Origin of the sequence: Hydrogenovibrio sp., assembly GCF_049975065.1 — a bacterium.
Lineage (GTDB): Bacteria > Pseudomonadota > Gammaproteobacteria > Thiomicrospirales > Thiomicrospiraceae > Hydrogenovibrio.
Genome location: NZ_JBNGDN010000001.1, coordinates 101,761 through 124,341 on the forward strand (window position 1 = coordinate 101,761; position 22,581 = coordinate 124,341).

25 protein-coding genes and 1 pseudogene are annotated in these 22,581 nt (G+C 48.5%); 19 read left to right on the forward strand and 7 right to left on the reverse strand.

Translation table 11 applies throughout. The features are described 5' to 3' along the window. Positions 1–103: 103 nt before the first annotated feature. The 15 genes from pdxJ (at position 104) to ACP5D0_RS00570 (ending at position 14,178) form a co-directional block, all read left to right on the forward strand. Positions 104–850, forward strand: a complete 747-nt coding sequence (pdxJ, locus tag ACP5D0_RS00500; RefSeq protein ID WP_472363587.1) for a pyridoxine 5'-phosphate synthase — start codon at positions 104–106, stop codon at positions 848–850. 13 nt (positions 851–863) lie between these two features. Further along, entirely contained in the window at positions 864–1,268 is a 405-nt protein-coding gene (acpS, locus tag ACP5D0_RS00505; protein WP_472363588.1) for a holo-ACP synthase, read from the forward strand. Positions 1,269–1,580: 312 nt separating this feature from the next. Next, on the forward strand, positions 1,581–2,171 hold the full coding sequence (gene fliO, locus ACP5D0_RS00510; protein ID WP_472363589.1) for a flagellar biosynthetic protein FliO: 591 nt from the start codon (positions 1,581–1,583) through the stop codon (positions 2,169–2,171). Next, positions 2,164–2,934 (forward strand): flagellar type III secretion system pore protein FliP, encoded by a 771-nt coding sequence (gene fliP, locus ACP5D0_RS00515; protein WP_472363590.1) that lies wholly within the window; start codon positions 2,164–2,166, stop codon positions 2,932–2,934. The genes fliO and fliP overlap by 8 nt, the downstream gene beginning before the upstream one ends. Further along, complete coding sequence (gene fliQ, locus ACP5D0_RS00520) at positions 2,934–3,203, forward strand: flagellar biosynthesis protein FliQ (RefSeq protein WP_472363591.1); 270 nt, start codon at positions 2,934–2,936, stop codon at positions 3,201–3,203. The genes fliP and fliQ overlap by 1 nt, the downstream gene beginning before the upstream one ends. Before the next feature lie 70 nt (positions 3,204–3,273). Then, positions 3,274–4,050 carry a flagellar biosynthetic protein FliR gene (fliR, locus tag ACP5D0_RS00525; protein ID WP_472363592.1) on the forward strand — a complete coding sequence of 259 codons (777 nt, stop codon included), beginning with the start codon at positions 3,274–3,276 and terminating at the stop codon, positions 4,048–4,050. 18 nt (positions 4,051–4,068) lie between these two features. Beyond that, complete coding sequence (gene flhB / locus ACP5D0_RS00530; protein ID WP_472363593.1) at positions 4,069–5,214, forward strand: flagellar biosynthesis protein FlhB; 1,146 nt, start codon at positions 4,069–4,071, stop codon at positions 5,212–5,214. Between the two features lie 13 nt (positions 5,215–5,227). Continuing rightward, positions 5,228–7,321 carry a flagellar biosynthesis protein FlhA gene (flhA, locus tag ACP5D0_RS00535; protein WP_472363594.1) on the forward strand — a complete coding sequence of 698 codons (2,094 nt, stop codon included), beginning with the start codon at positions 5,228–5,230 and terminating at the stop codon, positions 7,319–7,321. After that, complete coding sequence (flhF, locus tag ACP5D0_RS00540) at positions 7,322–8,497, forward strand: flagellar biosynthesis protein FlhF (protein WP_472363595.1); 1,176 nt, start codon at positions 7,322–7,324, stop codon at positions 8,495–8,497. Next, complete coding sequence (locus tag ACP5D0_RS00545; protein ID WP_472363596.1) at positions 8,487–9,380, forward strand: MinD/ParA family protein; 894 nt, start codon at positions 8,487–8,489, stop codon at positions 9,378–9,380. Before flhF ends, ACP5D0_RS00545 begins: the two co-directional genes overlap by 11 nt. Before the next feature lie 17 nt (positions 9,381–9,397). Beyond that, entirely contained in the window at positions 9,398–10,123 is a 726-nt protein-coding gene (locus tag ACP5D0_RS00550; protein WP_472363597.1) for an RNA polymerase sigma factor FliA, read from the forward strand. A 29-nt stretch (positions 10,124–10,152) separates the two neighbouring features. After that, complete coding sequence (locus ACP5D0_RS00555; RefSeq protein ID WP_472363598.1) at positions 10,153–10,566, forward strand: chemotaxis response regulator CheY; 414 nt, start codon at positions 10,153–10,155, stop codon at positions 10,564–10,566. Between the two features lie 125 nt (positions 10,567–10,691). Beyond that, positions 10,692–11,342, forward strand: coding sequence for a protein phosphatase CheZ (locus ACP5D0_RS00560; RefSeq protein WP_472363599.1), 651 nt, complete (start codon positions 10,692–10,694; stop codon positions 11,340–11,342). Positions 11,343–11,692: 350 nt separating this feature from the next. Further along, the gene (locus ACP5D0_RS00565; RefSeq protein ID WP_472363600.1) at positions 11,693–13,654 is read left to right on the forward strand and encodes a chemotaxis protein CheA; all 1,962 of its coding nucleotides are present in this window, start codon (positions 11,693–11,695) and stop codon (positions 13,652–13,654) included. A 17-nt stretch (positions 13,655–13,671) separates the two neighbouring features. After that, positions 13,672–14,178, forward strand: coding sequence for a chemotaxis protein CheW (locus ACP5D0_RS00570; protein WP_472363601.1), 507 nt, complete (start codon positions 13,672–13,674; stop codon positions 14,176–14,178). A 92-nt stretch (positions 14,179–14,270) separates the two neighbouring features. Here the strand turns inward: ACP5D0_RS00570 and ACP5D0_RS00575 are convergent, their stop codons facing one another. The 5 genes from ACP5D0_RS00575 to fliK all read right to left on the reverse strand — a co-directional run bounded on the left by ACP5D0_RS00575 (position 14,271) and on the right by fliK (position 17,345). Beyond that, a complete protein-coding gene (locus tag ACP5D0_RS00575; RefSeq protein WP_472363602.1) occupies positions 14,271–14,561 on the reverse strand; it encodes an EscU/YscU/HrcU family type III secretion system export apparatus switch protein in 291 nt (96 codons plus the stop codon). 65 nt (positions 14,562–14,626) lie between these two features. After that, a complete protein-coding gene (locus ACP5D0_RS00580; protein ID WP_472363603.1) occupies positions 14,627–14,905 on the reverse strand; it encodes an STAS domain-containing protein in 279 nt (92 codons plus the stop codon). A gap of 40 nt (positions 14,906–14,945) precedes the next feature. Beyond that, positions 14,946–15,308: a response regulator gene (locus ACP5D0_RS00585; protein WP_472363604.1), complete on the reverse strand. Its 363-nt coding sequence runs from the start codon at positions 15,306–15,308 to the stop codon at positions 14,946–14,948. A gap of 48 nt (positions 15,309–15,356) precedes the next feature. Continuing rightward, complete coding sequence (locus tag ACP5D0_RS00590) at positions 15,357–15,887, reverse strand: chemotaxis protein CheW (protein WP_472363605.1); 531 nt, start codon at positions 15,885–15,887, stop codon at positions 15,357–15,359. A gap of 405 nt (positions 15,888–16,292) precedes the next feature. Beyond that, positions 16,293–17,345 carry a flagellar hook-length control protein FliK gene (fliK, locus tag ACP5D0_RS00595; protein WP_472363606.1) on the reverse strand — a complete coding sequence of 351 codons (1,053 nt, stop codon included), beginning with the start codon at positions 17,343–17,345 and terminating at the stop codon, positions 16,293–16,295. 233 nt (positions 17,346–17,578) lie between these two features. On the opposite strand from fliK, the gene ACP5D0_RS00600 reads away from it, so the two are divergent. From ACP5D0_RS00600 to ACP5D0_RS00610, 3 genes and pseudogenes are all read left to right on the forward strand, one after another. After that, complete coding sequence (locus tag ACP5D0_RS00600) at positions 17,579–18,409, forward strand: CheR family methyltransferase (RefSeq protein ID WP_472363607.1); 831 nt, start codon at positions 17,579–17,581, stop codon at positions 18,407–18,409. A 55-nt stretch (positions 18,410–18,464) separates the two neighbouring features. Beyond that, complete coding sequence (locus tag ACP5D0_RS00605) at positions 18,465–19,607, forward strand: protein-glutamate methylesterase/protein-glutamine glutaminase (RefSeq protein WP_472363608.1); 1,143 nt, start codon at positions 18,465–18,467, stop codon at positions 19,605–19,607. 780 nt (positions 19,608–20,387) lie between these two features. Further along, positions 20,388–21,026 (forward strand): annotated as a pseudogene (locus ACP5D0_RS00610) (methyl-accepting chemotaxis protein); the annotation flags it as partial. 94 nt (positions 21,027–21,120) lie between these two features. On the opposite strand, the gene ACP5D0_RS00615 reads toward ACP5D0_RS00610, so the two are convergent. Beyond that, positions 21,121–21,405, reverse strand: coding sequence for a hypothetical protein (locus ACP5D0_RS00615; RefSeq protein ID WP_472363609.1), 285 nt, complete (start codon positions 21,403–21,405; stop codon positions 21,121–21,123). A gap of 56 nt (positions 21,406–21,461) precedes the next feature. Between ACP5D0_RS00615 and ACP5D0_RS00620 the strand changes: the two genes are divergently transcribed. Further along, the gene (locus tag ACP5D0_RS00620) at positions 21,462–21,779 is read left to right on the forward strand and encodes an NGG1p interacting factor NIF3 (RefSeq protein WP_472363610.1); all 318 of its coding nucleotides are present in this window, start codon (positions 21,462–21,464) and stop codon (positions 21,777–21,779) included. 46 nt (positions 21,780–21,825) lie between these two features. On the opposite strand, the gene ACP5D0_RS00625 is transcribed toward ACP5D0_RS00620, so the two are convergent. Next, positions 21,826–22,533, reverse strand: a complete 708-nt coding sequence (locus ACP5D0_RS00625) for an FKBP-type peptidyl-prolyl cis-trans isomerase (protein ID WP_472363611.1) — start codon at positions 22,531–22,533, stop codon at positions 21,826–21,828. Between the last annotated feature and the right edge of the window lie 48 nt (positions 22,534–22,581).

Here is a 22,581-nt window from a genome sequence, read left to right on the forward strand (position 1 = left end):
ATTGGGAGCCAAACCCATCCAATCGCGCGCGCTGTTTAATGCATTTTAACCAGGCCTGGTGGTTTTGTCAGAGTCTGAATTTTGAGTTAACTAAGGAATGACTATGCATCCGATTTATCTTGGTTTGAATATTGATCATGTGGCAACCATTCGTCAAGCGCGCGGCACGCGCTATCCTGATCCGGTCAAAGCCGCTTTGGATGGCGAAATGGCGGGGGCGGACAGTATTACGCTGCATCTGCGGGAAGATCGCCGCCACATTCAGGACGCGGATGTGTACCGTTTGTCCGAGTTGCGTCAGACAAAGATCAATCTGGAAATGGCGGCCACTCAGGAAATGCTGGAAATTGCGCTGAAGTGTCAGCCGGAAGATGTGTGTCTTGTGCCTGAGAAGCGGGCGGAACTCACCACCGAAGGCGGCTTGGATGTGGCATCGCAAACGGCGTGGTTAACCGATTACTGTGCGCAGTTAGCGGAAAATAAAACGCGGGTTTCCTTGTTTATTGATGCGGATAAAACGCAAATTGAGGCCGCAAAGGCGGTTGGTGCGCCGGTCATTGAGCTGCACACCGGCACTTATGCCGATCTGACGGAGCCGAAACAGGTTGCGGCGGAGCTGCAGCGTTTGCGCGAGGCGGCGCATTATGCGGCCTCAATCGGTTTGACGGTCAATGCCGGTCATGGTTTGCATTATCATAATGTCCAGGCGATTGCGGGTATTAAAGTGATTGAGGAGCTGAATATTGGCCATGCGATCATTTCGCAGGCGTTATTCTCCGGACTGTCGACCGCTGTGTCGGAAATGAAACGCTTAATGGTTGAAGCTCGGCAACAGGCTTATTGGGTTTAAGGTGGTTTGAGTCGTGGTGTTGGGGGTGGGAACCGATATTGTCGAAATTCATCGCATCAGAAAACTTTGGGAAAAACGTGGCGAACAGTTTGCGCGAAGGGTGTTATCCGATGGCGAATTGCTGGAGTTGGCTGCCCATGCCCAGCCGGAGCGGTTTTTAGCCAAACGCTGGGCGGCTAAAGAAGCCATTGCTAAAGCATTGGGCACCGGGTTCACTCAAGGCGTCTGTTTTACCGATATGGCGATTGCGCATTCGTCTAACGGTCAACCGATAGTGGAGTTGCGCAACCAAACGTTTGAAGTGGCTCAGGCATTGGGAATCACGAATTGGTTGATTAGCCTCAGTGATGAGGTGCATTATGCGGTGGCGTTTGTCATGGCTCAAAATCAGGATCAGCGCTTCCCGAACGGGCGTTAATCAAGTGGCCAGCAACGTCCTGACACTCAGCGCGAAAATTTCATAAATTTGCGCCAAGATTGCGCAGAAATTTGTTTTCACACGGACATTTCTGCAGGCGTGTCGACTCCACGATTACGACCGACTGAAGATACGAAGAACTCGACGCCCCAAGGGGGCAGTCGAGCAATATGACTTGTGGAATCAAAGGACAAGCGAGATGGTGCTTAATTTATGAAATTTTCGGGTTAAGTGACCTAATCGGATTAACCCCCATGAATTCAACGAATAAGTGCTTACACTTTAATGGGTTATCCTTTACAATTGTCCTTTATGAAACGCCTATCCTTTCCAGCCTTTCCACGGGGTTTAAATTCGCTTTTTCAGCCTTTTTACCAGGCCTGGTGGTTTTGCGCCCTGTGGTTTGTCAGCGCTGTTTCTTTTGCTCAGACGGATGAGTCGGCACCCGGCACGAATGCTTCGTTGAGCGGAACCCTAGAACCCAGTCATTACATTGGTCAGATTCTGATTTCGTTGTTTTTTGTTTTGTTGATTATTTTTGCCGCTGCGTGGATGTTGAAGCGTTTTGGTAAGATTAACGGCGTGGCGGGGAATCAAATGAAAATTCTCGGGGTGATGAGCCTTGGGCAACGAGAAAGAGCGGTGCTGTTGGAAATCGGGCAGGAACAGTTGCTGATCGGTGTTACCGCCAGTCGCGTGTCCTTGTTGCACAAGCTGGAAGAGCCGATTGCGGTCGAAGCGCCTTCAACCCCCACCAGTGCTTTTGCCAAGCGTTTGCAAGAAGCCTTACAGCAAAAAACCTTTGTTAAATCAGAGTCGGAGGCTCCCAGCCCGATGGGTTCCAGTTCAAAAGCACCTCCGCCGGCATCGGAAAAACCACCGGGTGGACGAGCAAATGATTAAGCCTGTCTGCTTCTATGGGCGCGTCCTTTTAGGCAGTCTTTTGTTGCTGTTGCCTTTGGTCGGCTGGGCGCAGCCGGGGGTGCCCGCTTTTACGGTGGAAACCGATGCTCAAGGTAATCAGGATTATACCCTTACGATTCAGATTCTGTTGCTGATGACGGGGTTAACCTTGTTGCCTGCCGCGCTGATCGCCATGACCTCTTTCTTGCGGATCATTGTGGTGCTGGCGTTATTGAGGCAGGCTTTGGGAACCCAATCGACACCGTCGAATCAGGTGTTGATCGGGTTGGCGCTGTTTCTGACGTTATTTATCATGTCACCGGTGCTGGATAAAATTTACGATACGGCGCTCAGTCCTTATCTGGAAGAAGAAATTCAGTTTAAAGAAGCGCTGGACATTGGTTCGAAACCGATTCATCAGTTTATGATTCAGCAAACTCGCGCGGACGATCTTGGAATGTTCGCAGAGATGGCGGATGTGCAGCTGACCGATCCGGAAAGTGTTCCGTTTAAAATTCTGATTCCGGCCTATATGACCAGTGAATTGAAAACCGCGTTTCAAATCGGTTTTATGATCTTCATTCCTTTTTTGATTATCGATTTGGTGGTGGCCACTTTATTGATGGCGATGGGGATGATGATGTTGTCGCCGATGATTATCTCCTTGCCGTTTAAGATCATGTTGTTTGTGCTGATTGACGGTTGGGCGCTTTTGATGGGAACCTTGGCCAATAGTTTTGTCGTTGCGGGAGGAAGTATCTGATGACACCGGAATTTGTACTGACCATTGGTCAGAAAATGTTGGAGGTGGTGACCATGCTGGCCGCACCTTTGCTGTTACCCGCGCTGGCCATTGGTTTGTTGGTGGGGATGTTTCAGGCGGCCACGCAGATCAATGAAATGACGTTGAGTTTTATTCCAAAGGTGGCGATTGTCGGGGTGGTTCTGGTGGTGGCCGGGCCTTGGATGTTGACAACACTGGTGTCTTTTTCACGGGAGTTAATTGAAAATATCCCAGCCTATATCGGATAAACGGTGAGAGCGGTTTCATGCGTTCATGCGATGAAGCTCTTCTGCCGGGGAAGAGGCTGTCGGAGGCTTCATGACGTTTAGTTATACCGAGTTTTTGCAATTGCTGGGGCTGTATTTTTGGCCCTTTACGCGCATTACCGGTATGCTGCTCATAGTGCCGTTGCTCTCGGCGTCTTATGTTTCTACCCAAGTTCGTCTGTTTCTGGCGGTGTTCATCACGTTGGCGGTGGCCCCCGCTTTGTCTTTGCCGCCACCGGTGAGCCCTTTTACTTGGCACGGTGTTTTATTGATTGTGCAGCAACTAGGCATTGGCGCTGCGATTGGGTTGATTTTTCTGGTTGTTTTTCAAGCGTTTGTGGTGGCGGGGCACATGGTGTCAATGGCGATGGGGTTGGCCATGGCAAGTATGGTGGATCCGGCGACGGGAGTGAATACACCGATTGTGGGGCGCTACTTTACCATTATCGTGACGTTGCTATTTTTGCTGATGAATGGCCATGTGTTGGTCTTTAAAGCGGTAGTCAGTAGCTTTGAAACCTTGCCGATCGGGTTGCATTTTTTTAATCAGGACAGCTTGAAACTGATTTTTGAATTTGGCGGTGAGATGTTTGCTTTCGGTGTGGGTGTGGCTTTGCCGCTGGTGACCGCTTTATTATTGGTGAATATCGCGTTTGGGGTGGTGTCGCGTGCTGCGCCAGCATTGAATATCTTTGCGGTGGGCTTTCCGGTGACGTTGATGGCGGGTCTGATTATGCTGGTGTTTATGACGCCTTTGCTGTTACCCAATTTGCAAGCGCTGGTGAATAATGCGGTTGAAGTGATTGCCAAGCTGGGGTTGAATTCATAGGCTAACTGGGGCAGGTAGATGGCGGAAAACGAAGACGGTACCGAAAAATCCGAAGAACCCTCCGATAAGAAGCTCCGTGAAGCCCGTGAAAAAGGGCAGGTTCCTCGTTCAAGAGAACTGGCGTCGCTCATGATGACCTTGGGTGCCGCCCTGTTTCTGTACTTTTTTGGCATCGGCATGGCTGAAGACATTCAGAAAATATTCATTGCAGGTTTGAGCTTTGATCGTTCGCATGCTTTTGATACGCAAATGCTTGCAAACCGCATTCTAGGCTTGGTGGTGCAGGCGATTTTCTTGGTGTTGCCCTTTTTGATGTTTATGGTGTTGATTGCGCTGGTCTCCGGTACGCTGTTAGGGGGTTGGAATTTCAGTACCCAGGCGATGTCGCCCAAGATCAGCAAGATGAACCCGATTTCTGGCTTGAAACGCATGGTGTCTATGCAGGCGCTGATGGAGCTGATTAAGGCGCTGGGAAAATTTGTGCTGGTGTCGTTGGTGGCAGTGTATTTTCTGTGGTACTCCTACGAAGAAATTCTCAGTATCGGTGTGGAGCCAGTGAAGATGGCGCTGGGGCATTCGGCGAAAATGATCATTGAAGCCTTTATTTTCGTCAGTTTGGCGCTGATTGTGATTGCAGCGATTGATGTGCCGTTTCAGATACATCAGCACATCAATCAGTTGAAAATGACCAAGCAGGAAGTGAAAGAGGAATTTAAACAGCAGGAAGGGAGTCCAGAAGTCAAGGGGCGCATTCGTCAGTTGCAGCGGGAGATGTCGCAAAGACGTATGATGCAGAAGGTACCGGAAGCGGATGTGGTCATTACCAACCCAACCCATTACGCAGTGGCGTTACAATATGACGCGGATACGATGGATGAGCCGATGGTGTTAGCAATCGGCAGTGATTTTATGGCGGCACAGATTCGGACGATGGCGAAGGAGCATGATATTCCGATTATCGAAGCCCCGCCTTTAGCCAGAGCCTTGTATCACAATGCCGAGCCGGGACGGCCGATTCCGTTCCAGTTGTTCAAAGCGGTGGCGACCATTTTGGCGTATGTCTACCAATTACGCGAAGGCCAGAAAGCGAAACCGGTGGACTTTAAAAATTTACCGATTCCTGAAGACATGCAAACGGAAGCACCCAAGGGTGCGGCTGAGTAAAAGCTGAGATGCCATGAATTTTAATCAACTACTCGACAAGCTCAAAGAGGCGTTTAAAAACGGCTTAGGCATTCCGATTGCGATTTTGGCGTTGTTGGCGATGGTGGTTGTGCCCTTGCCGCCTTTCCTGCTCGATGTTTTCTTTACCTTCAATATCGCACTCTCTTTGGTGGTGTTGATGGTCACTCTCTATGCGAAGCGCCCGTTGGACTTTGCGGTTTTCCCCACCATTATTCTCTTGGCAACGCTGTTCCGGTTATCCTTGAATATCGCCTCAACCCGTGTCATTTTGCTGGAAGGGCACAATGGCGCGGCGGCGGCCGGTCATGTGATTGAGGCCTTTGGCGAGTTTGTTATCGGTGGTAATTTTGCGGTTGGTCTGGTGGTGTTTGCCATACTGGTGGTGATTAACTTTGTGGTCATTACCAAGGGTGCCGGTCGTGTTGCGGAAGTGAGTGCGCGTTTTACATTGGATTCCATGCCGGGCAAGCAGATGGCGATTGATGCGGACTTGAACGCCGGTCTGATTACGCAGGAACAGGCGCAGGCACGTCGAATTGAGGTGACCAGCGAAGCCGATTTTTACGGCTCCATGGACGGTGCCAGTAAGTTTGTGCGCGGGGATGCCATTGCGGGGATTATCATTCTGTTTATCAACCTGATCGGTGGGTTTGCCATTGGCATGGGGCAGCATGATATGAGTTTCAGTGATGCCATTGAGGTGTATACTCTGCTCACATTGGGCGACGGCTTGGTCGCGCAGATACCGTCACTGCTGTTGTCTACCGCCACGGCCATTATCGTGACGCGCGTGTCCGGCGATAAAGAAGATATGAGCCAACAAGTGCAAACGCAAATGTTTGCCAATCCAAAAGCCTTGGGCATGACGGCCGGCATTGTGGGGGTTTTCGGGGTGATTCCAGGGATGCCGAATTTGGCGTTTTTATCATTTGCAGCGATTGCCGGTGCCGGTGCCTACTTTATTCATAAAAAACAGCAGGAAAAGCCGTCTGCGGAAGAGATGCTGAATGAAGAAAAGCCCGAAGAAGAAGCTTCGGCACCTGAATTAAGCTGGGACGATGTACAATCGGTTGATGTGTTGGGGCTGGAAGTGGGTTACCGGATGATTCCGATGGTGGATCAGTCGCAAAACGGCCAGCTTTTAGAGCGTGTAAAAGGGGTTCGCCGAAAGGTGTCTCAGGAATTGGGTTTTTTGGTGCCCCCGGTGCACATACGCGATAATTTGGATTTGAAACCGAACCAATATAAAATTATGCTGATGGGGGTTTCATCGGGAGAAGGTGAAGTCTTTCCGGATAAGGAACTGGCCATTAATCCCGGACAGGTATTTGGTGAAATTCAAGGCACGGCCACGAAGGATCCGACTTTTGGGCTGGATGCGGTGTGGATCGCGCCGTCGGATCGTGAACAAGCGCAAGCCTTGGGCTACACAGTGGTGGATGCCAGTACGGTTGTGGCCACCCATATCAGTCAAGTGATTCAGGATTATGCGTCCGAGTTGTTGGGGCACGATGAAGTTCAGAAGCTGTTGGATAAACTGAAAGAGTCATCGCCGAAATTGGTGGACGAGCTGGTTCCAGAGCGGATGTCTTTGGCGGTCGTGGTGAAGGTGCTGCAAAATTTATTGGTCGAAAAAGTCTCCATTCGAGACTTGCGAACGATTTTGGAGGCGTTGACCGAAAGAGCATCGGCGACTCAAGATCCAACCCAATTAACGCAACACGTTCGCGCGGCGTTAGGGCGTTCCATTGTGCAAGGGCTGGTGGGAACGGATGAGGAGTTGAAGGTGATTACACTGGATCCTGGTTTGGAACAGTTGTTGCTTCAGTCATCACAAGGTGCGCCGGAGGGGCAATTAGCCATTGAACCAGGCCTGGCAGAAAGGCTGCACACCACACTCAAGGAAGAAGCGCAGAAAGTGGAAATGTCAGGTCAGGTCGCGGTTCTATTGGTGGCACCGCAAATTCGTGCTCAGTTGGCGAGGCTGTTTCGATTCAGTCTGTCGAACCTGCATGTGTTAGCCTATTCGGAAGTGCCGGAAAATCGACGTATCAGCGTTGTGGCGAGCGTTGGTCAAGGAAACTAAATGAAATTAAAACGTTACTTAGCTCCGAATATGCGCCGTGCCATGGCATTGGTTCGTGATGAGTTGGGTGATGACGCCGTGATTATGTCTACCCGTCAAACCGATGAAGGGGTTGAGGTGGTGGCGGCCATTGACCCTGAGGCGAAGCAGTATCAAGCGCAATCTGAGCCAAGGCCGTCTGAAGGGCACAGCAGCTATCGCTCGCCGGAACTGGAAATGGCCTCTTTACAAAGTTCGGCGATGACGAACACGGATATTTCTAAGATGGCCAGTGAATTGCAGGCGGTTAAGAGTATGCTGGAAAATCAGCTCTCAGGGCTGGCTTGGAATCAAACAGAGACCCAAGATCCCCACAAGGTGGGGCTGATAAAGCGATTGATTCGATTGGGGATCGGTTGGGATTTGGCCCAAGAGTTGGTGTTGAACGTGAATGCGGAATACGACCAGGCCTGGTCCGAAATCCTGCGTTTGATTGAATCCATGATTCCGGTCGATGACCGTGATATTTTGGAGTCGGGCGGCATTGTCGCTCTGGTGGGACCCACAGGGGTTGGCAAAACCACCACCATTGCAAAAATGGCCAGTCGTTTTGTGATGCGTAACAGTCCCAGCCAAATCGCGTTAGTGACAACCGATTGTTATAAAATTGGTGCTCAAGCCCAGTTGAAGACGTTTGCGGATTTGATGGGGGTGCCGGTGCATGTTGTCAGTACGGAAGGCGAAATGTATAGCCTGTTGAGTTCGCTGGCAACGAAAAAATTAATTTTGATTGATACGGCCGGCATCAGCCAAAAAGACATTATGCTGACTCAGCAGCTGACAAAGGCGCACCCCGGCGTGAGCCACATTCGTAATTATCTCGTGATGTCGGCGGCCACGCAATTAAGCGTTATGAAAGACATAGTGCGTTCTTTCAGTCAGGTGGGTTTGCGGGGTTGCATTCTGACCAAAGTGGATGAAGCCTTGCAATTGGGCAATATCATGACGGTTTTGATTGAGCATAAACTGTCTTTGTCTTATATGTCGAGTGGGCAAAGAGTGCCGGAAGACTTAGAGCCGGTTAAGGTTAGGGATTTAATGGACAAAGCGATTGTATTAGGTCAACAAAATCAAAACGCAAGACAGGATGAGGCCTTACGCATGGGAATGGGAAAGGAGATTTCCGATGCTCAATGATCAAGCGGCTGGCCTTAGAGCAATGCAAACAATGAATAACGGTGACCGTAAAGTGAATTCTGTTAAAAAAAGCAAGCCCGTTCGAGTCATTGCCGTTGCCAGTGGCAAGGGGGGGGTCGGTAAGACAAACGTGTCGGTGAACTTGGGCGTCAGCCTCAGTAAGCTTGGGCGGCGAGTATTGTTGATGGACGCTGATATGGGATTGGCCAACGTCGATATCATGCTTGGTTTACAAACTCGGTATAATCTGTCACACGTGCTGGATGGTGAGAAAACACTGCGTGAGGTGATGGTGGATGCGCCGGGAGGCTTAAAAGTCATTCCGGCCGCTTCGGGCGTTAAACGCATGGCTCAATTGACCCCGATGGAAAATGCTGGAATAATTAACGCCTTTTCCGAATTAGACGGTATATTAGATGTATTGATCATCGATACGGCGGCGGGGATCGCTGACAGCGTAGTGAGTTTTTGTCGCGCGTCTCAAGAAGTCGTGGTGGTGGTGAATGACGAACCGGCGTCGATGACCGACGCCTATGCCTTGATCAAAGTGCTGAGTCGTGAGTATAAATTAACGCAGTTTCAGTTACTGGCGAACATGGTTCGCTCTGAAAAGCAGGGGCGTATGCTGTATGATAAGTTCGCTCAGGTGTGTGAACAGTTTTTGGAGGTTTCCATTCACTATTTGGGAACCATTCCGTTTGATCACGATTTGCGTGATGCCATCCAGAAGCAGACACCGGTGACAATCGCCAAGCCAATGAGTCCGTCGGCTCAAGCGTTTCGCGGGATTGCTCAGACCATAGACGATTGGCCTATCCCGACCGGTGTGACGGGATATTTGCAGTTTTTTGTTGAGAGTTTGTTTCAGGCTAGGCCTGAATAAATGAGGAAACGGATTTCATGACGGGTACCCAAGCTTACGCGAGTATACATAAGCAAACCTCATCGGCTGTCATGGATATCGAGGCATTTTTGCCTTTGGTCAAGCGAATCGCCTATCACCTGAAAGGCCGTTTGCCAGACAGTGTCATGGTGGACGATTTGATTCAATCCGGTATCATTGGTTTGATTGAGGCGGCACAAAAATTTGATTCTGGACAGGGTGCCAGTTTTGAGACCTATGCGGGTATCCGTATCCGTGGTGCCATGCTTGATGAAATTCGAAAAGGGGATTGGACGCCCAGATCGGTATATCGGAAATCGCGGGAAGTCTCTGAAGCCATTAATGCTGTGGAGTCTCGAAAAGGCGGTGAAGCACGCGATCAGGAGGTGGCCGAGGAGTTAGGGGTTTCTATGGAGGAATATTATCATATTCTTCAAGACACCAACTCGGCGCAACTTTTGTCGATTGACGAACCGGATCACGATGAACTGTCTGAAGACCGCATGGTCAGCGGCATTAAAACGCCCATAGCGGAGTTGACGGAATCGGGTTTCCAATCGGCGTTGGCCGAACAGATCAGTGCGTTGCCAGAAAAGGAAAAATTGGTCATGGCACTCTATTATGATGAGGAATTGAACCTCAAAGAAATTGGTGAAGTGTTGGAAGTCAGTGAATCGCGTGTCAGTCAAATACACAGTCAGGCAGTTAAGCGTTTGAAGTCACGCCTGAAAGATTGGATTTAAGAGTTAATAACAGGGTTTGAGGAAATAGAATGCAAATCGATAGAGACATGAATATATTGGTAGTCGATGATTTTTCTACCATGCGACGTATCGTCAAAAACTTGCTGAAAGAGCTGGGCTTCAGTCGGTTTGATGAAGCCGACGATGGTGCCACTGCTTGGCCGATGGTGCAAAGCGGCAAATACGATTTCATCGTAAGTGATTGGAATATGCCGCAGATGACGGGGATTGATTTGCTGAGACATGTTCGAGCCGATGCCAAGCTTAAGGATACGCCTTTTTTATTGATTACTGCCGAAGCCAAGCGCAGCCAGATACTGGAAGCCGCTGAAGCCGGCGTGGACGGTTATATCGTCAAACCTTTTACAGCGGCGACCTTGAACGGCAAAATACAAAAAATATTTGAGCGTGTTGAAGAGCGCAAGAAAGCGGCAGGTGGTTAACGCCTTGCTTGGAAATGTCGGTATTGGAAATAAAAGCCTTGTTCATGCAAAGTGAATAGGGCTTTTTTTTTATTAAATGGGGGCGGTTCTGTGGAACTGGACAATGACCTTAAAAAGGAGGAAGGATGCCTAATATTAACCTTGAGCAAGCCAGAGAGCTGTTAAGTGCATTGGAAAACGGCCAGTATGACGAGGCCTCGAAAACGCTGGATGCCATTATCGCAACGAGAGATGCCAAATTATTGGGTCAGGTGGAGGAAATCGCACAAAATTTGCACGATACGCTGGAGTCATTTGGCAGTGATGCCATGCTTCTGCAACACACCAAACACGGCTTGCCCGATGCCTCGGAACGGTTGCAATATGTGATTGAAACCACGGAAGAAGCCAGTAACAAAACCCTTTCAGCAGCGGAAAATATCGTTGCGCTGTTGGAAACCATGGAATCGAAAGCCCTAGACGATGACATGAAAGAATGGATTGCCGAAGCGCAGACGCAGGTTACCGACATTATGATGGCGCAGTCATTTCAAGATTTGACCGGTCAGGTTTTGAATCGTGTCATTATGTTGGTAACCAGTCTGGAACAAAGTCTGGTGGAGCTGATTGAAAAGTCGGGCATTGAGCTGGCGGCGATTCCGGATACACGAACGGACGAGCAGCGCAAAGCCGATGAAATGAAAGGCGTCGGTCCGAACGTCACCCGTGAAAGCCAAAAAGGCGCGGTTCAGTCACAGGATGACGTGGATGATTTGCTGGGTGAATTGGGGATTTAACCCGACTATTTCACAAATTTGCACGGATATTGTTCTCTCTTTACCTTTATAAGATGATTTTTCAACAGACGTCTTTGGATGTTGAGACATCTGTGCCCTGCGTAATCTCAGCCTAAATTCATGAATCGAAGAACCAAGGGTAAATATTCTGGCGTTCGGGTTAAATGGTCGTATTTACGTGCAGAAATGTCTCGGTGTTGCTGAAAGCATTCGAATGAGGACTTTGGCCGTGATTGGTTTTTTTATGGCATAATGATTGCTTTAGTCTATTCATTCAATAACTCTTTCAGTCTGGATGACGAAAACTTGGCACCAGACTCGATAGAATAGACTCAAAAGAGGGTGACGTTGTGGATGAGGATATTTTACAGGACTTCTTAGTTGAAGCCTCCGAGCTGGTCGAACAACTGGATGAACAATTGGTTTCGCTGGAAAACTCGCCATCCGATTCGGATTTACTCAATGCGATTTTTCGTGGTTTCCATACAATCAAAGGCGGTGCGGGCTTTTTGGGCGTAACACCATTGGTCGAAGTCTGTCATCGTGCTGAAAATGTGTTCGATAAAATTCGCAATGGTGATGTGAACTACGACTCAAATGCTGCGGACATTATTATGCGGGCATTTGACGTCATCAGCGATTACATTCAAGAACTGAACGATGGTGCCCGTGAACTGGAAGAGGCTGATTCAGGGCTTTTGTCTGAGTTGGATGGCCTGGCAAAGGGCAACAGCGCAGGCGTGGCTGAACCGGCAAAAGATTCAACCAGCGATGAGGCACCCGATGTGAAGTTGGAGCTGCCAGAAGGCGCAGATCCAGACGGTGATATTTCCGATGATGAATTTGAAGCCCTGCTCAGTCAACGAGATGCTTTAATGGGCGGAGAAGCCGCCGCATCGACCGAACCCAAGCTGGAGCTGCCGGAAGGGGTGGATCCGGATGGTGATATTACGGATGAAGAGTTTGAAGCTTTATTGAATCAACGAGATTTGATTGATCCGGGTGAGGCGTCGGCCGCGCCAGCCGCGTCTGAGCCGAAAAAGACGGAAATGACCAAGCCTGCCGAACCTCCGAAACCGGCTCCTGCGCCCGCCGCGGCTCCCAAGCCGAAGGCGTCTGATGAAAAAGCACAACCTAAAAATGCCAATACGGAATCTACAGTGCGGGTGGATACGCGCCGTCTTGACGAAATCATGAACTTGGTTGGCGAGTTGGTGTTGGTGCGAAACCGCCTTTTAACGTTGCGATCCAGTGAAGATTCTGAAGAAGAACTGTCCAATGCTGTGGCGAACTTGGATCATGTGACAACGGATTTGCAAGCCTCTGTGATGAAAACGCGGATGCAGCCAGTTAAAAAAGTGTTTGGGCGTTTCCCGCGCGTGGTGCGTGATTTGGCGCGTAAACTGGGCAAAGAAATTGATCTAGAGCTGAAAGGCGAAGAAACCGATCTCGATAAAAACCTGGTCGAGGCCTTGGCAGACCCATTGGTGCATTTGGTTCGAAACTCAGTGGATCACGGTATTGAAATGCCGGATGAGCGAGAATTGGCCAATAAACCCCGAAACGGCACCGTTATTTTGGCGGCAGAGCAGGAAGGCGATCATATTTTGCTGTCCATTACCGATGACGGCAAAGGAATGGATCCGGATAAGTTACGTCGTAAAGCGGTTGAAAAAGGCATGATGGATGAAGTCTCAGCCAATCAACTGGACGATAAGGCCGCTTTCGAATTGATTATGTCGGCGGGCTTTTCCATGGCGGATAAAATCAGCGACATTTCCGGACGGGGCGTCGGCATGGATGTGGTCAAGAATATGATCACCAAACTCAATGGCAGTGTGGACATTCATTCCGTATTGGGTGAGGGAACCCAGATCAGTATTCGCGTGCCTTTGACGCTGGCGATTTTACCCACCCTGATGGTGTCTTTTAATCACGATAGCTATGCCATTCCGTTGACGAGTGTGCAAGAAATTTTTGATTATGATGCGTCTCAGGTCAATCGTATCGACGGTCAGGTGATGGTTCGATTGCGAGACAAAAGCGTGCCATTACTGTTTTTATCGGAGTGGCTCTCTCCCGACATCATTAAAGAGAATTACGAAGGTGATAAGGTGGTGATTGTCTCCATCGGCAATCAGCGCGCCGGTCTGGTTGTGGATCAGGTTAATGGTCAGGAAGAGGTGGTGATCAAGCCGCTTGGCGTGATGATGAAGCATTTGGAAGGGTATGCCGGTGCGACCATCACGGGAAATGGTAACATTGCTTTGATTCTGGATTTGCCTGGCGTGATTCAACGCTTTCAATATTAATTAGGGGAGGCTTGGTAATGACAAGTGAGGGAAGTTTGACTTCAACCAATCAGTTGCTGGATGGTGTGATTACCGATGATGAGGAACAATATTCCGGCCCGAGCATACGTTGTGTGATGTTCGAACTGGATTCGGAAGTCTATGGCATTAATGTCAAGAAAGTACGTGAAGTATTGCGTGTTGGCGCTATCCGTAAAGTAGAGGGTTCCGCTCATAATGTGCTTGGCGTCATTAATGTGCGCGGCGTTATTGTAACGGTGGTGGATACACGTGCCACTTATGGTTTGCTCAGCAAGCCGGTGGATGAGCTGTCCCGCATTATTATCGTTGAACTGGATACCGACAACACCGTAGGGATGATGGTGGATTGCGTTATGGAAGTCAAAGACATTCCTGAAAAGAAATTTGAAGCCATGTCGGCCACCAAAGAGGGAGCCTCACGTTATCTACAAGGCATAGCGCATTTCAATGGTGATGTGATTATTCTGATTGATGTGGACAGTATGTTCGCAGGCAAAACCTAGCTGATCATTCGAGCCATTCAAACGCCCAGGCCTGGGCGTTTTCTGTTTTTTGCTGTTAAGCACACATCTGCGGCATATGAAACGGCCGCTCATTATTCCGCAGGTTTGGGCATTTCTTTATCGGAGATTTGATAAGCAAAGATCAAAACCTGCACCACCGCTTCGTAAAGAAGCTCCGGTATTTCCTGGTCCAGTTCTACTTGCGCCAGTAAGGCAACGAGATCGTGGTCTTCCTTGATTGGGATATTGTGTTCTTGCGCCAGTTTAATGATTTGCTCGGCGATCTGTCCAGAGCCTTTTGCAGAGACTTTGGGCGCGGATTGACCATCATACTCAAGTGAAATAGCGACTTTATCGTTAAGCGTGATGGGGGGATTTGACATAACGTCCGATGCGGCAAAAGTGTGGCACAATAATGAAAAAAACCACAATAGCGGCTTTTTAAAAATCAGGCCAGTTTAAGCTTTTCGGTTAGACCCAGCTTGGACGCGCCGGTAGTGATGGATTCGCTGGGCGATTGCCACAACACATTCTTCTGTTTCTCGACAGCGTCTTTAACCAGTATCAAAAGTGCCTGCAAGCCAGCCGTGTCAATGGATTCAACGTTGCTCGCATTAATTTTAAAGGTATCTGCTTCCGCCAGAAAGGCCATTTTTAAATTGCCATAATGCTCTTCAATATGATGAATGGTTAAGCTTTCGGGAAGGTCAATCACATATTCACTCATTTCAGTACCTTTAACGTTGACACGGCTTGAAGCTGAAAAATTATAAAACTCTGTTAATCACAGACAGGAGTTTTTCAGGGCTGAAGGGTTTGACAATCCACCCAGTTGCGCCAGCTTCTTTGCCTTTGGTTTTCATGTCGCCAGAGGATTCGGTTGTTAAGCACAAAATCGGTGTGAATTTATAATTGGGCAAGGTGCCTCTGACGGCTTGTATCAATTCGATACCGTTCATATTCGGCATGTTGATGTCGGTGACAATCAAATCGAATTGCTCTTTCTTGGCGATGTCGAGTGCTATGACACCGTCTTCGGCTTCGGTCACGTCATGACCGGCAGACTTGAGGGACATACTGACCATTTGACGCATGGATTTAGAATCATCAACCGCGAGGATTTTAGACATTATTACTTCTCACTTTCTTAACACTTGAAATTGGCTGTAATTATACAATTATTCGTCAATATGAAGGCTTTTTTTGATTTCGGATAGGATTCCGGTGGAAACCAGCTCATCCACATGGAGGACAATGACCATTTTATCGCCGACAGTGGCCAGACCCTTGACATATTCCGTATGAATTGTGCCATTCATTTCAGGAGACATCTGCAAGCTTCCGAGATCAATGCCATGAACATCGGAGACACCATCCACAACAATACCTATAATTTTCTGGGTCGAAGAGGACTCATCGTGGGCACGCAAAATAATCACGACCGTGCTTTCGTCATAAGTGACTTCGGACAGATTGAAGCGCACTCTGAGATCCACAACCGGAACCACCGCACCACGCAGATTAATCACGCCCATGACATAATCCGGCGCATTGGGAATGGAGGTGGTTCTTTCCCAGCCTTTGATTTCTTGAACGCGAAGAATGTCTACACCATATTCTTCGCCGCCGAGAATGAAGCTCAGGATTTGGTCGTCCGTCCCGTCTTTCTCGTCAATTTGATCCTGTAGGGCGTCTAATTCAGCACTCATGTGATTTTTTAGCCTCATATCTTCATTATAAATTGCAGTCGTAAAAATTTAAGCCACCTCTGATTCGATCAGAAGTGGCTGTAGATGTTCACTGAACTCAATGCTTAGGTTAAGTTAACTGATTTGCGTAAAAAATTCTAGCATTTAACCACAATATTTTACAAATCTACCCGAGATGGCACAGAGCCTTGCTTTCACAAATTAAATTTTTCAGTCGGCCGCATTCGTGGATACGACGATTCTTCATAAGCTTCCTTGTGAAAACAAGTTTCTGCGCGATCATGGTGTAGATTTATAAAATTTCCAGAGTCATAAAGTTACTACCGTTTTATGAAATATCGGGTTAACGGCCAGTCGATAAGACGCAAAAATCAAGCCAAAATGGTTGGCGCAGACGGTTGAGTCTCAAACATGCAGGTCAATGAGAGCGACTTTTTGTGCTTCAGGATGACTTTGTGGCTTCTGTTGGGTGATGAAAAGTTGTTTCAGTGGGATTCCGGCTTGACGAAACCCTTCTTCCAAAAGCGGCATTCGATTTTCAAGCAGGCTGGTCAATTGTGCGTTGTCCGCCCAGAGGCTGGCTGAAATATCCTCATCCATCAACAGCAGCTTGCTGGACATTTCCCCTTCCGTTAAATGCAGGTTGACAATGACTTCCCAGAAGGTTGGCTGGGTCTGGGTTTGTTTGCGAATATCAATGGCCACTTCTTCAATGAATGGGTTGGGTTGCAGCGGCAGTTGAATGCTCATAAGGTTGGGGTTTTCAATAGCCTGAATTTGTTTAAGCGTGATTTGGCTAAGGGTTTGTGTCAACAATTTAGACAGTTTGGGCAGTTCGGCGGCCTCGGTTTTGGCGGCTTGGCTGGTTGTGGCTTGTTGGGTGATTTGCAGCAGCTGCAATAAACGGGCTTTCAAGTCCCCCTGAACGGGTTTCTGGGATTTGGCCAGTTGGTTTTCCATAAACAGTCCGCTGGCAAGTAATTGGTTTTTCAATTCTTTTGCACTGGTCTGAGCCGAAGGTTTGAATAATTGATCAAACAGTGCGTTCAGTTGCGCTTGCAGGTTGGCAGGAAGTAAACCGGTCTGACTTAAGAATACAAGTTGTTGCAACCCCTGGTTTATCGGCATTTGCTGCGGTAATAATTGTCGATAGGCATTTTGAAGGATCTGTTGTGTATTGGCCTGCGAAGAAGGGGGTGGCGGTGGCGACTGAATTTGAAGTACGACATTCGGGGTGGTCTGGGTGACTTTGACCGGCACACTCTTGCCCGCTTCCAGCGGTTGTTGGGTGGTCGCCGTTAAGTTGCGACCGGCCAGGTTGAAGTTGACCTGATTACCATCCGTTTTGGTGATGGTTATGGCAAAGGTTTTCCCCAGCGTAAGCTTGATGTCTTGCGCGGAGGCCTGGCTAAGATTGAGAAGACCGCTGGTTTGAGTTGTCGTCGGGCTGAGTGCCATAGCCGTCCTTAAATTGTTTGGAAAGGTGAAAGCATTCATGCTCATAATAATCTGCACACCGAACCTGAAGCAACTATAATTACCGGGCGCAAAAAGGTTGATTGAAAAAAGGTTAAGTTCGAGCTTAGATAGCCCGGTAGCCCGATGGTAAATACTCGGGTTGGCGGGTCGTGCAATGAATGGTTTGCCCGGAATAGGCGCAAGTTGTAGTGTTTCAATAAAAGGTATAGGAAGTGAATAACGATCGTGAATTCAGTTTTAACGACAAGGATTTTGCACGTGTCAAAACGGTTGTATATGATTTTGCGGGCATAGACCTGAACGACTCAAAAAAGAATCTGGTTTATAACCGATTGGCCAAGCGGATTCGCTTTTTGGAAATGAATTCCTTTGCCGAGTATCTGGACTTTGTGGATCGGGAGGGTGAGGCGGAATTTGTGCATCTTATCAATGCCATTACCACCAATCTAACCTTCTTTTTTCGAGAAAATCATCACTTCGAATACCTTGCCAACACGGTGATCCCGATGTTGTTAGAGCGCAATAAGACCTCAAAAAAAATTCGAATCTGGTCGGCGGGATGTTCCACCGGAGAGGAGCCTTATTCCATTGCCATTGTTTTGAAGGAGGCAGTGCCCGCTGGCTGGAATGCGCGTGTTTTGGCGACCGATTTGGATACCAATGTGGTTGAAACCGGACAGGCCGGAGTGTACAAAATGGATCGCTTGAAAGGGGTGTCGGAAGCGCGCAAAAAACGTTGGTTTTATAAGGGCACCGGTGCTCGTGAAGGTTATGTGCGTGTTAAACCGGAGCTGCAGGAAATCATTGATTTTGGGCAAATCAATTTGATGAACGACTGGCCTATAAAAGACAAAGTGGATGTGATTTTTTGCCGCAATGTCGTTATTTATTTCGATAAAACCACTCAGGCACGCTTGTTTGATCGCTATGCGAATTTATTGCCGGATGACGGTCATTTGTTTATTGGGCATTCGGAATCCTTATACAAAGTCTGCGACCGGTTCGAATTATTAGGGCAGACCATTTATCGCAAAATCCGCTGATGATATGGACGTCACCCGTCACATTGAATTATAGAAAAGTAAGTTGAGTAGTGAAATGTCAAAAATCAAAGTATTAGTTGTCGATGATTCGGCCTTAGTTCGATCCATGTTGCAGGAGATGTTGAGTGAAGATCCCGATATCGATGTGGTGGGAACCGCTTCAGATCCTTACGATGCGCGTGATAAAGTCAAGGTGTTGCACCCGGATGTACTCACGCTGGATGTCGAAATGCCCAAGATGGATGGGGTTACTTTTCTGAAAAACCTCATGCGGCTTCATCCGTTGCCGGTGGTGATGGTTTCCACGTTAACGGAAAAGGGGGCGGACATTACCTTTGAAGCGCTGGAACTCGGTGCGGTGGATTTTGTGACGAAGCCAAAGATTGACTTGGCACACACCTTTGAAGATTATGCGGTTGAAATTCGTAAAAAAGTCAAAACCGCCGCCAAAGTGTCTAAGTACCAGCTTGAACGCCATTATGCGCGTTATGCCGCGAACTTGAAGCAAAAGCCGGATGTGCTACCCAGTGTGCCGCGTAGCCCGAGCAGTCGGAGTGTGGTTGAAAAGTACACAGCCGATGTCATCGTGCAGAAAAAAGCCCCATCTGCCGTGTCACGGGTCACGGACAAGATTATTGCGCTGGGCGCGTCAACCGGTGGAACCGAGGCCATCAAAGAAGTGTTGATGCGCTTGCCGGCGAACACGCCCGCTATTGTCATTACCCAGCATATTCCCGCTTCCTTCAGCTTGCCGTTCGCGCAGCGTATGAATACGGTTTCGGAAATGACGGTCACTCAGGCTGAAGATCGTGAGCCGATCTTGAACGGTCATGTTTACATTGCCCCCGGCGACAAGCACCTGCTGGTGGAGCGCAGCGGAAACGGCTATATTTGCCGTTTAAATGACGGCCCGCCGGTGAATCGTCATAAACCATCGGTGGATGTCATGTTTCGTACTGTGGTACAAAATGTTGGTAAAAATGCGGTAGGTGTTTTATTGACGGGCATGGGTGCAGACGGTGCTCGTGGCATGAAAGAACTGCAGGAAATCGGCGTTCCAACCATTGCACAGGATGAGAAGACCTGTGTTGTCTGGGGGATGCCGGGCGAAGCGGTCAAATTGGGCGCGGCGGATTTTGTATTGCCACTCGGTAAAGTGCCTGAAAAAATCCTTGAGTTGGTCAAGAAAAAATCCTAACCCGCCAGGCCTGGTTAAAACGGCTCAAGCGCTGTCTGGGCACGATGTTTTCAGCGATAATTGCACCTGTTCCAGAAAATGGCATATTACCTGCTTTTACATTCTTAATTCTGAGACTTCGCAAGTGCTTTGATGCTTGTTGAAGCCTTGTCTAACGTTTTAACTAAGGAAGTACGCATGTTACATACATTACAGCAATTCTGGCCGGCTTGGTTACTCACGCTGTTGAGTGTTGTATTAACGTTCCTCGATATTCCTTTTGTCGGAGCCATTGCATTGGTGGTTGTGTCATTGATTTGGACGCTGTCGGTGGCAAAGTTTGCCAGAGAGCATGGCGAGGAACCGCAAACCCGTTTGCCTGCTGTTTCCAGCGCAACCAGTGTTTCAGCCAGTCAATCCGCTAATTTTGATGCGGCGGTCATTGACGACTCGCTGCAAGTCATTATGAATGACATTGATTCGGTTGTGGATCAAGAGGTTGAGGTGGTGCGTGCCGAGTTGCTGCAGGTTAAGGACTTGGTGGCGGAGGCGATTGAGACACTCAATGACAGTTTTATGGGGTTGCACAGTCAAACACAAGCTGAATACAAAATGGTGGTGTCCCTGCTGGATAATCTGGGCGGTACCGGCGATGGCATGAGTATCCAAAAGTTCTCGACCGAAATCAAAGGCGTTCTGGAGTTTTTGATTACGTTATTGAGAAATTCCAGTCAACGCAGCAATGAAACGGTCGATAAAATCGACGATATGGTCAGTCAGATCGAATCGATTTTCGCCCTGTTGGAAGATGTTAAAGGCATTGCCGACCAGACCAATCTGCTCGCACTGAATGCAGCGATTGAAGCGGCACGAGCAGGAGAGGCCGGACGTGGTTTTGCCGTGGTGGCGGATGAAGTTCGCAAGTTATCATTGAACTCCAATCAACTCAATGACCAGATTCGCAAGCAGGCCGAAAAGGCCAAGCAAACCGTTGATCATGTTCGCCGCCGGGTGATGGACACCGCCGAAAAAGATATGCAGGAAGCGAACTCATCACAGGAACAAGTGACCGTGCTGATTGATGATCTTGAAGCGATGAATAACGGTATTTCCGACAAGCTAGGCGATGTCTCCGGCATTATTTCCGAAATTGAAAAAAGTGTTTCCAATGCAATGCGGTCATTGCAGTTTGAAGACATTGTGCGTCAGTTGGTTGAGCAGGTATTGCATCACTTGGAAAACCTAAGCGGTTTTTCGCATAAAATTAACCATTTTATTGAAGAAAGTAAAAACGACCCGGTGCAATCTGTGTCGGAGCATCGGGAGCGCTTGGAAGCCTTCCGTCAAACCATTCATGCCGAGCGTCAGGAAATTGAATCCAAACGGATGCGACGCGTGCAGTCGGAATCCATGGAAGAGGGTGAAATCGATTTGTTTTGATGGTGCTTCTTGTGTCCAAAGTTCATTGTTTAAGTTAAAAAAGCACCTTTTTAGGTGCTTTTTTATTGCGTTCAAAACGGTTAGCGAAGCGAAATTAGGGTGCCATATTGCCCATTTGATTATTCCAAAGGCTGCCAAACAGTAAGCTGAACAAAATACCGGTTGCAAAAACAATGTACCAATAACGACGCATCTTAGCCGCTTGCGCGATTTCAGTTTCGCTGAGTTCACTCTCTTTAGGGCGATCTTTAAAAAAGACCAGCATAAAACCAATGGCGGAAATGAATCCGGCAATATTGGCCAGATAGTGATTGCCGGTCAACATGGAAGCAATGCCGAGTGCCAGTATAATGGAATAGGTGATCAACAAGTTTTTCATAAGGCGCCCTTGTGTTATCGGTTAATGCGCTATTTTATTCGCTTTGAGGTGTGGATATGTATAAATTATGTTTTTTTGTCCCGGAAGATTTTGTAGAGGACGTCAAACAAGCGGTTTTTGCTGCCGGTGCAGGGCGGATCGGTAATTATGAGCAGTGTTGCTGGCAAGTTAAGGGGCAGGGGCAGTTCAAGCCTTTACCGGGCAGTCAGCCGTTTTTGGGACGGCAAAACGAATTGGAAAGGGTGAACGAGTATCGAGTCGAAATGGTGATGCAAGAAAATCTTGCGACAGAGGTCATTCAAGCCTTGAAGCGGGCGCATCCTTATGAAGCACCGGCTTATGAAGTGATGGCGTTAATTGACGTGCCCAGCTAACCCGAATGTTTCCCTTCGGGCTAAGACGCTGGATGATTACAGGCGTTTAAGCACCGGAGGGTGTTGCCTTGATTAATTCGATGGTGAAGATCAGTGTTTCATTCGGGCCAATAATGTCCCCAGCCCCTTTGGCACCGTACCCTAAAGCCGGCGGCACATAGATTTCCCATTTCGCGCCGGGTTTCATCATTTTTAATGCCTCTCCCCAGCCGGCGATGACGTCGCCCATCTGAAACTCGATGGGCTTGCCGCGAGCATAGGAACTGTCAAATTCCGTGCCATCAATTAAGGTGCCTTTATAGTTAGCGGTCAGGAGATCATCTTCATTTGGCGATTGGCCACTTCCCGGTTCAATGACACGGTACTGCAGGCCGCTGGAAGTCACTTTAACGCCTTCACGTTTTTTGTTTTTCGCTAAAAACGCCTGCCCTTTTTGAGCGTTTTCCTCGGCTTGCTGCTTGCGGGCTTCCGCCTGTTGCGCCAGCACTTTTTGCTTCACTTGGTTGACCGCTTCTTGCATTTGTGTCTCGGTTAGACGCAAGGGGGTTTGGTTTATAACGTCTTTCAGCCCTAGGGTCAAGGCAGGAATGTCAATGCTGACCCCTTGTTGTTGAAAGCTTTTGGCGAGATCGGCACCGAGGGTGTAACTGGCTTGTTGTTCAACGGTTTTTAATTGCGAGTCGGCCGCCAAGGCGTTCATTTGTGAGCCGATGAGGGCGGTAAACAGTAACGTCGTCGAGAGTGTTTTTTTCATTAAAAGTTCCGAGTTTAGGGTTAAAGAGCATTTCGGTTAGCGTTTCGT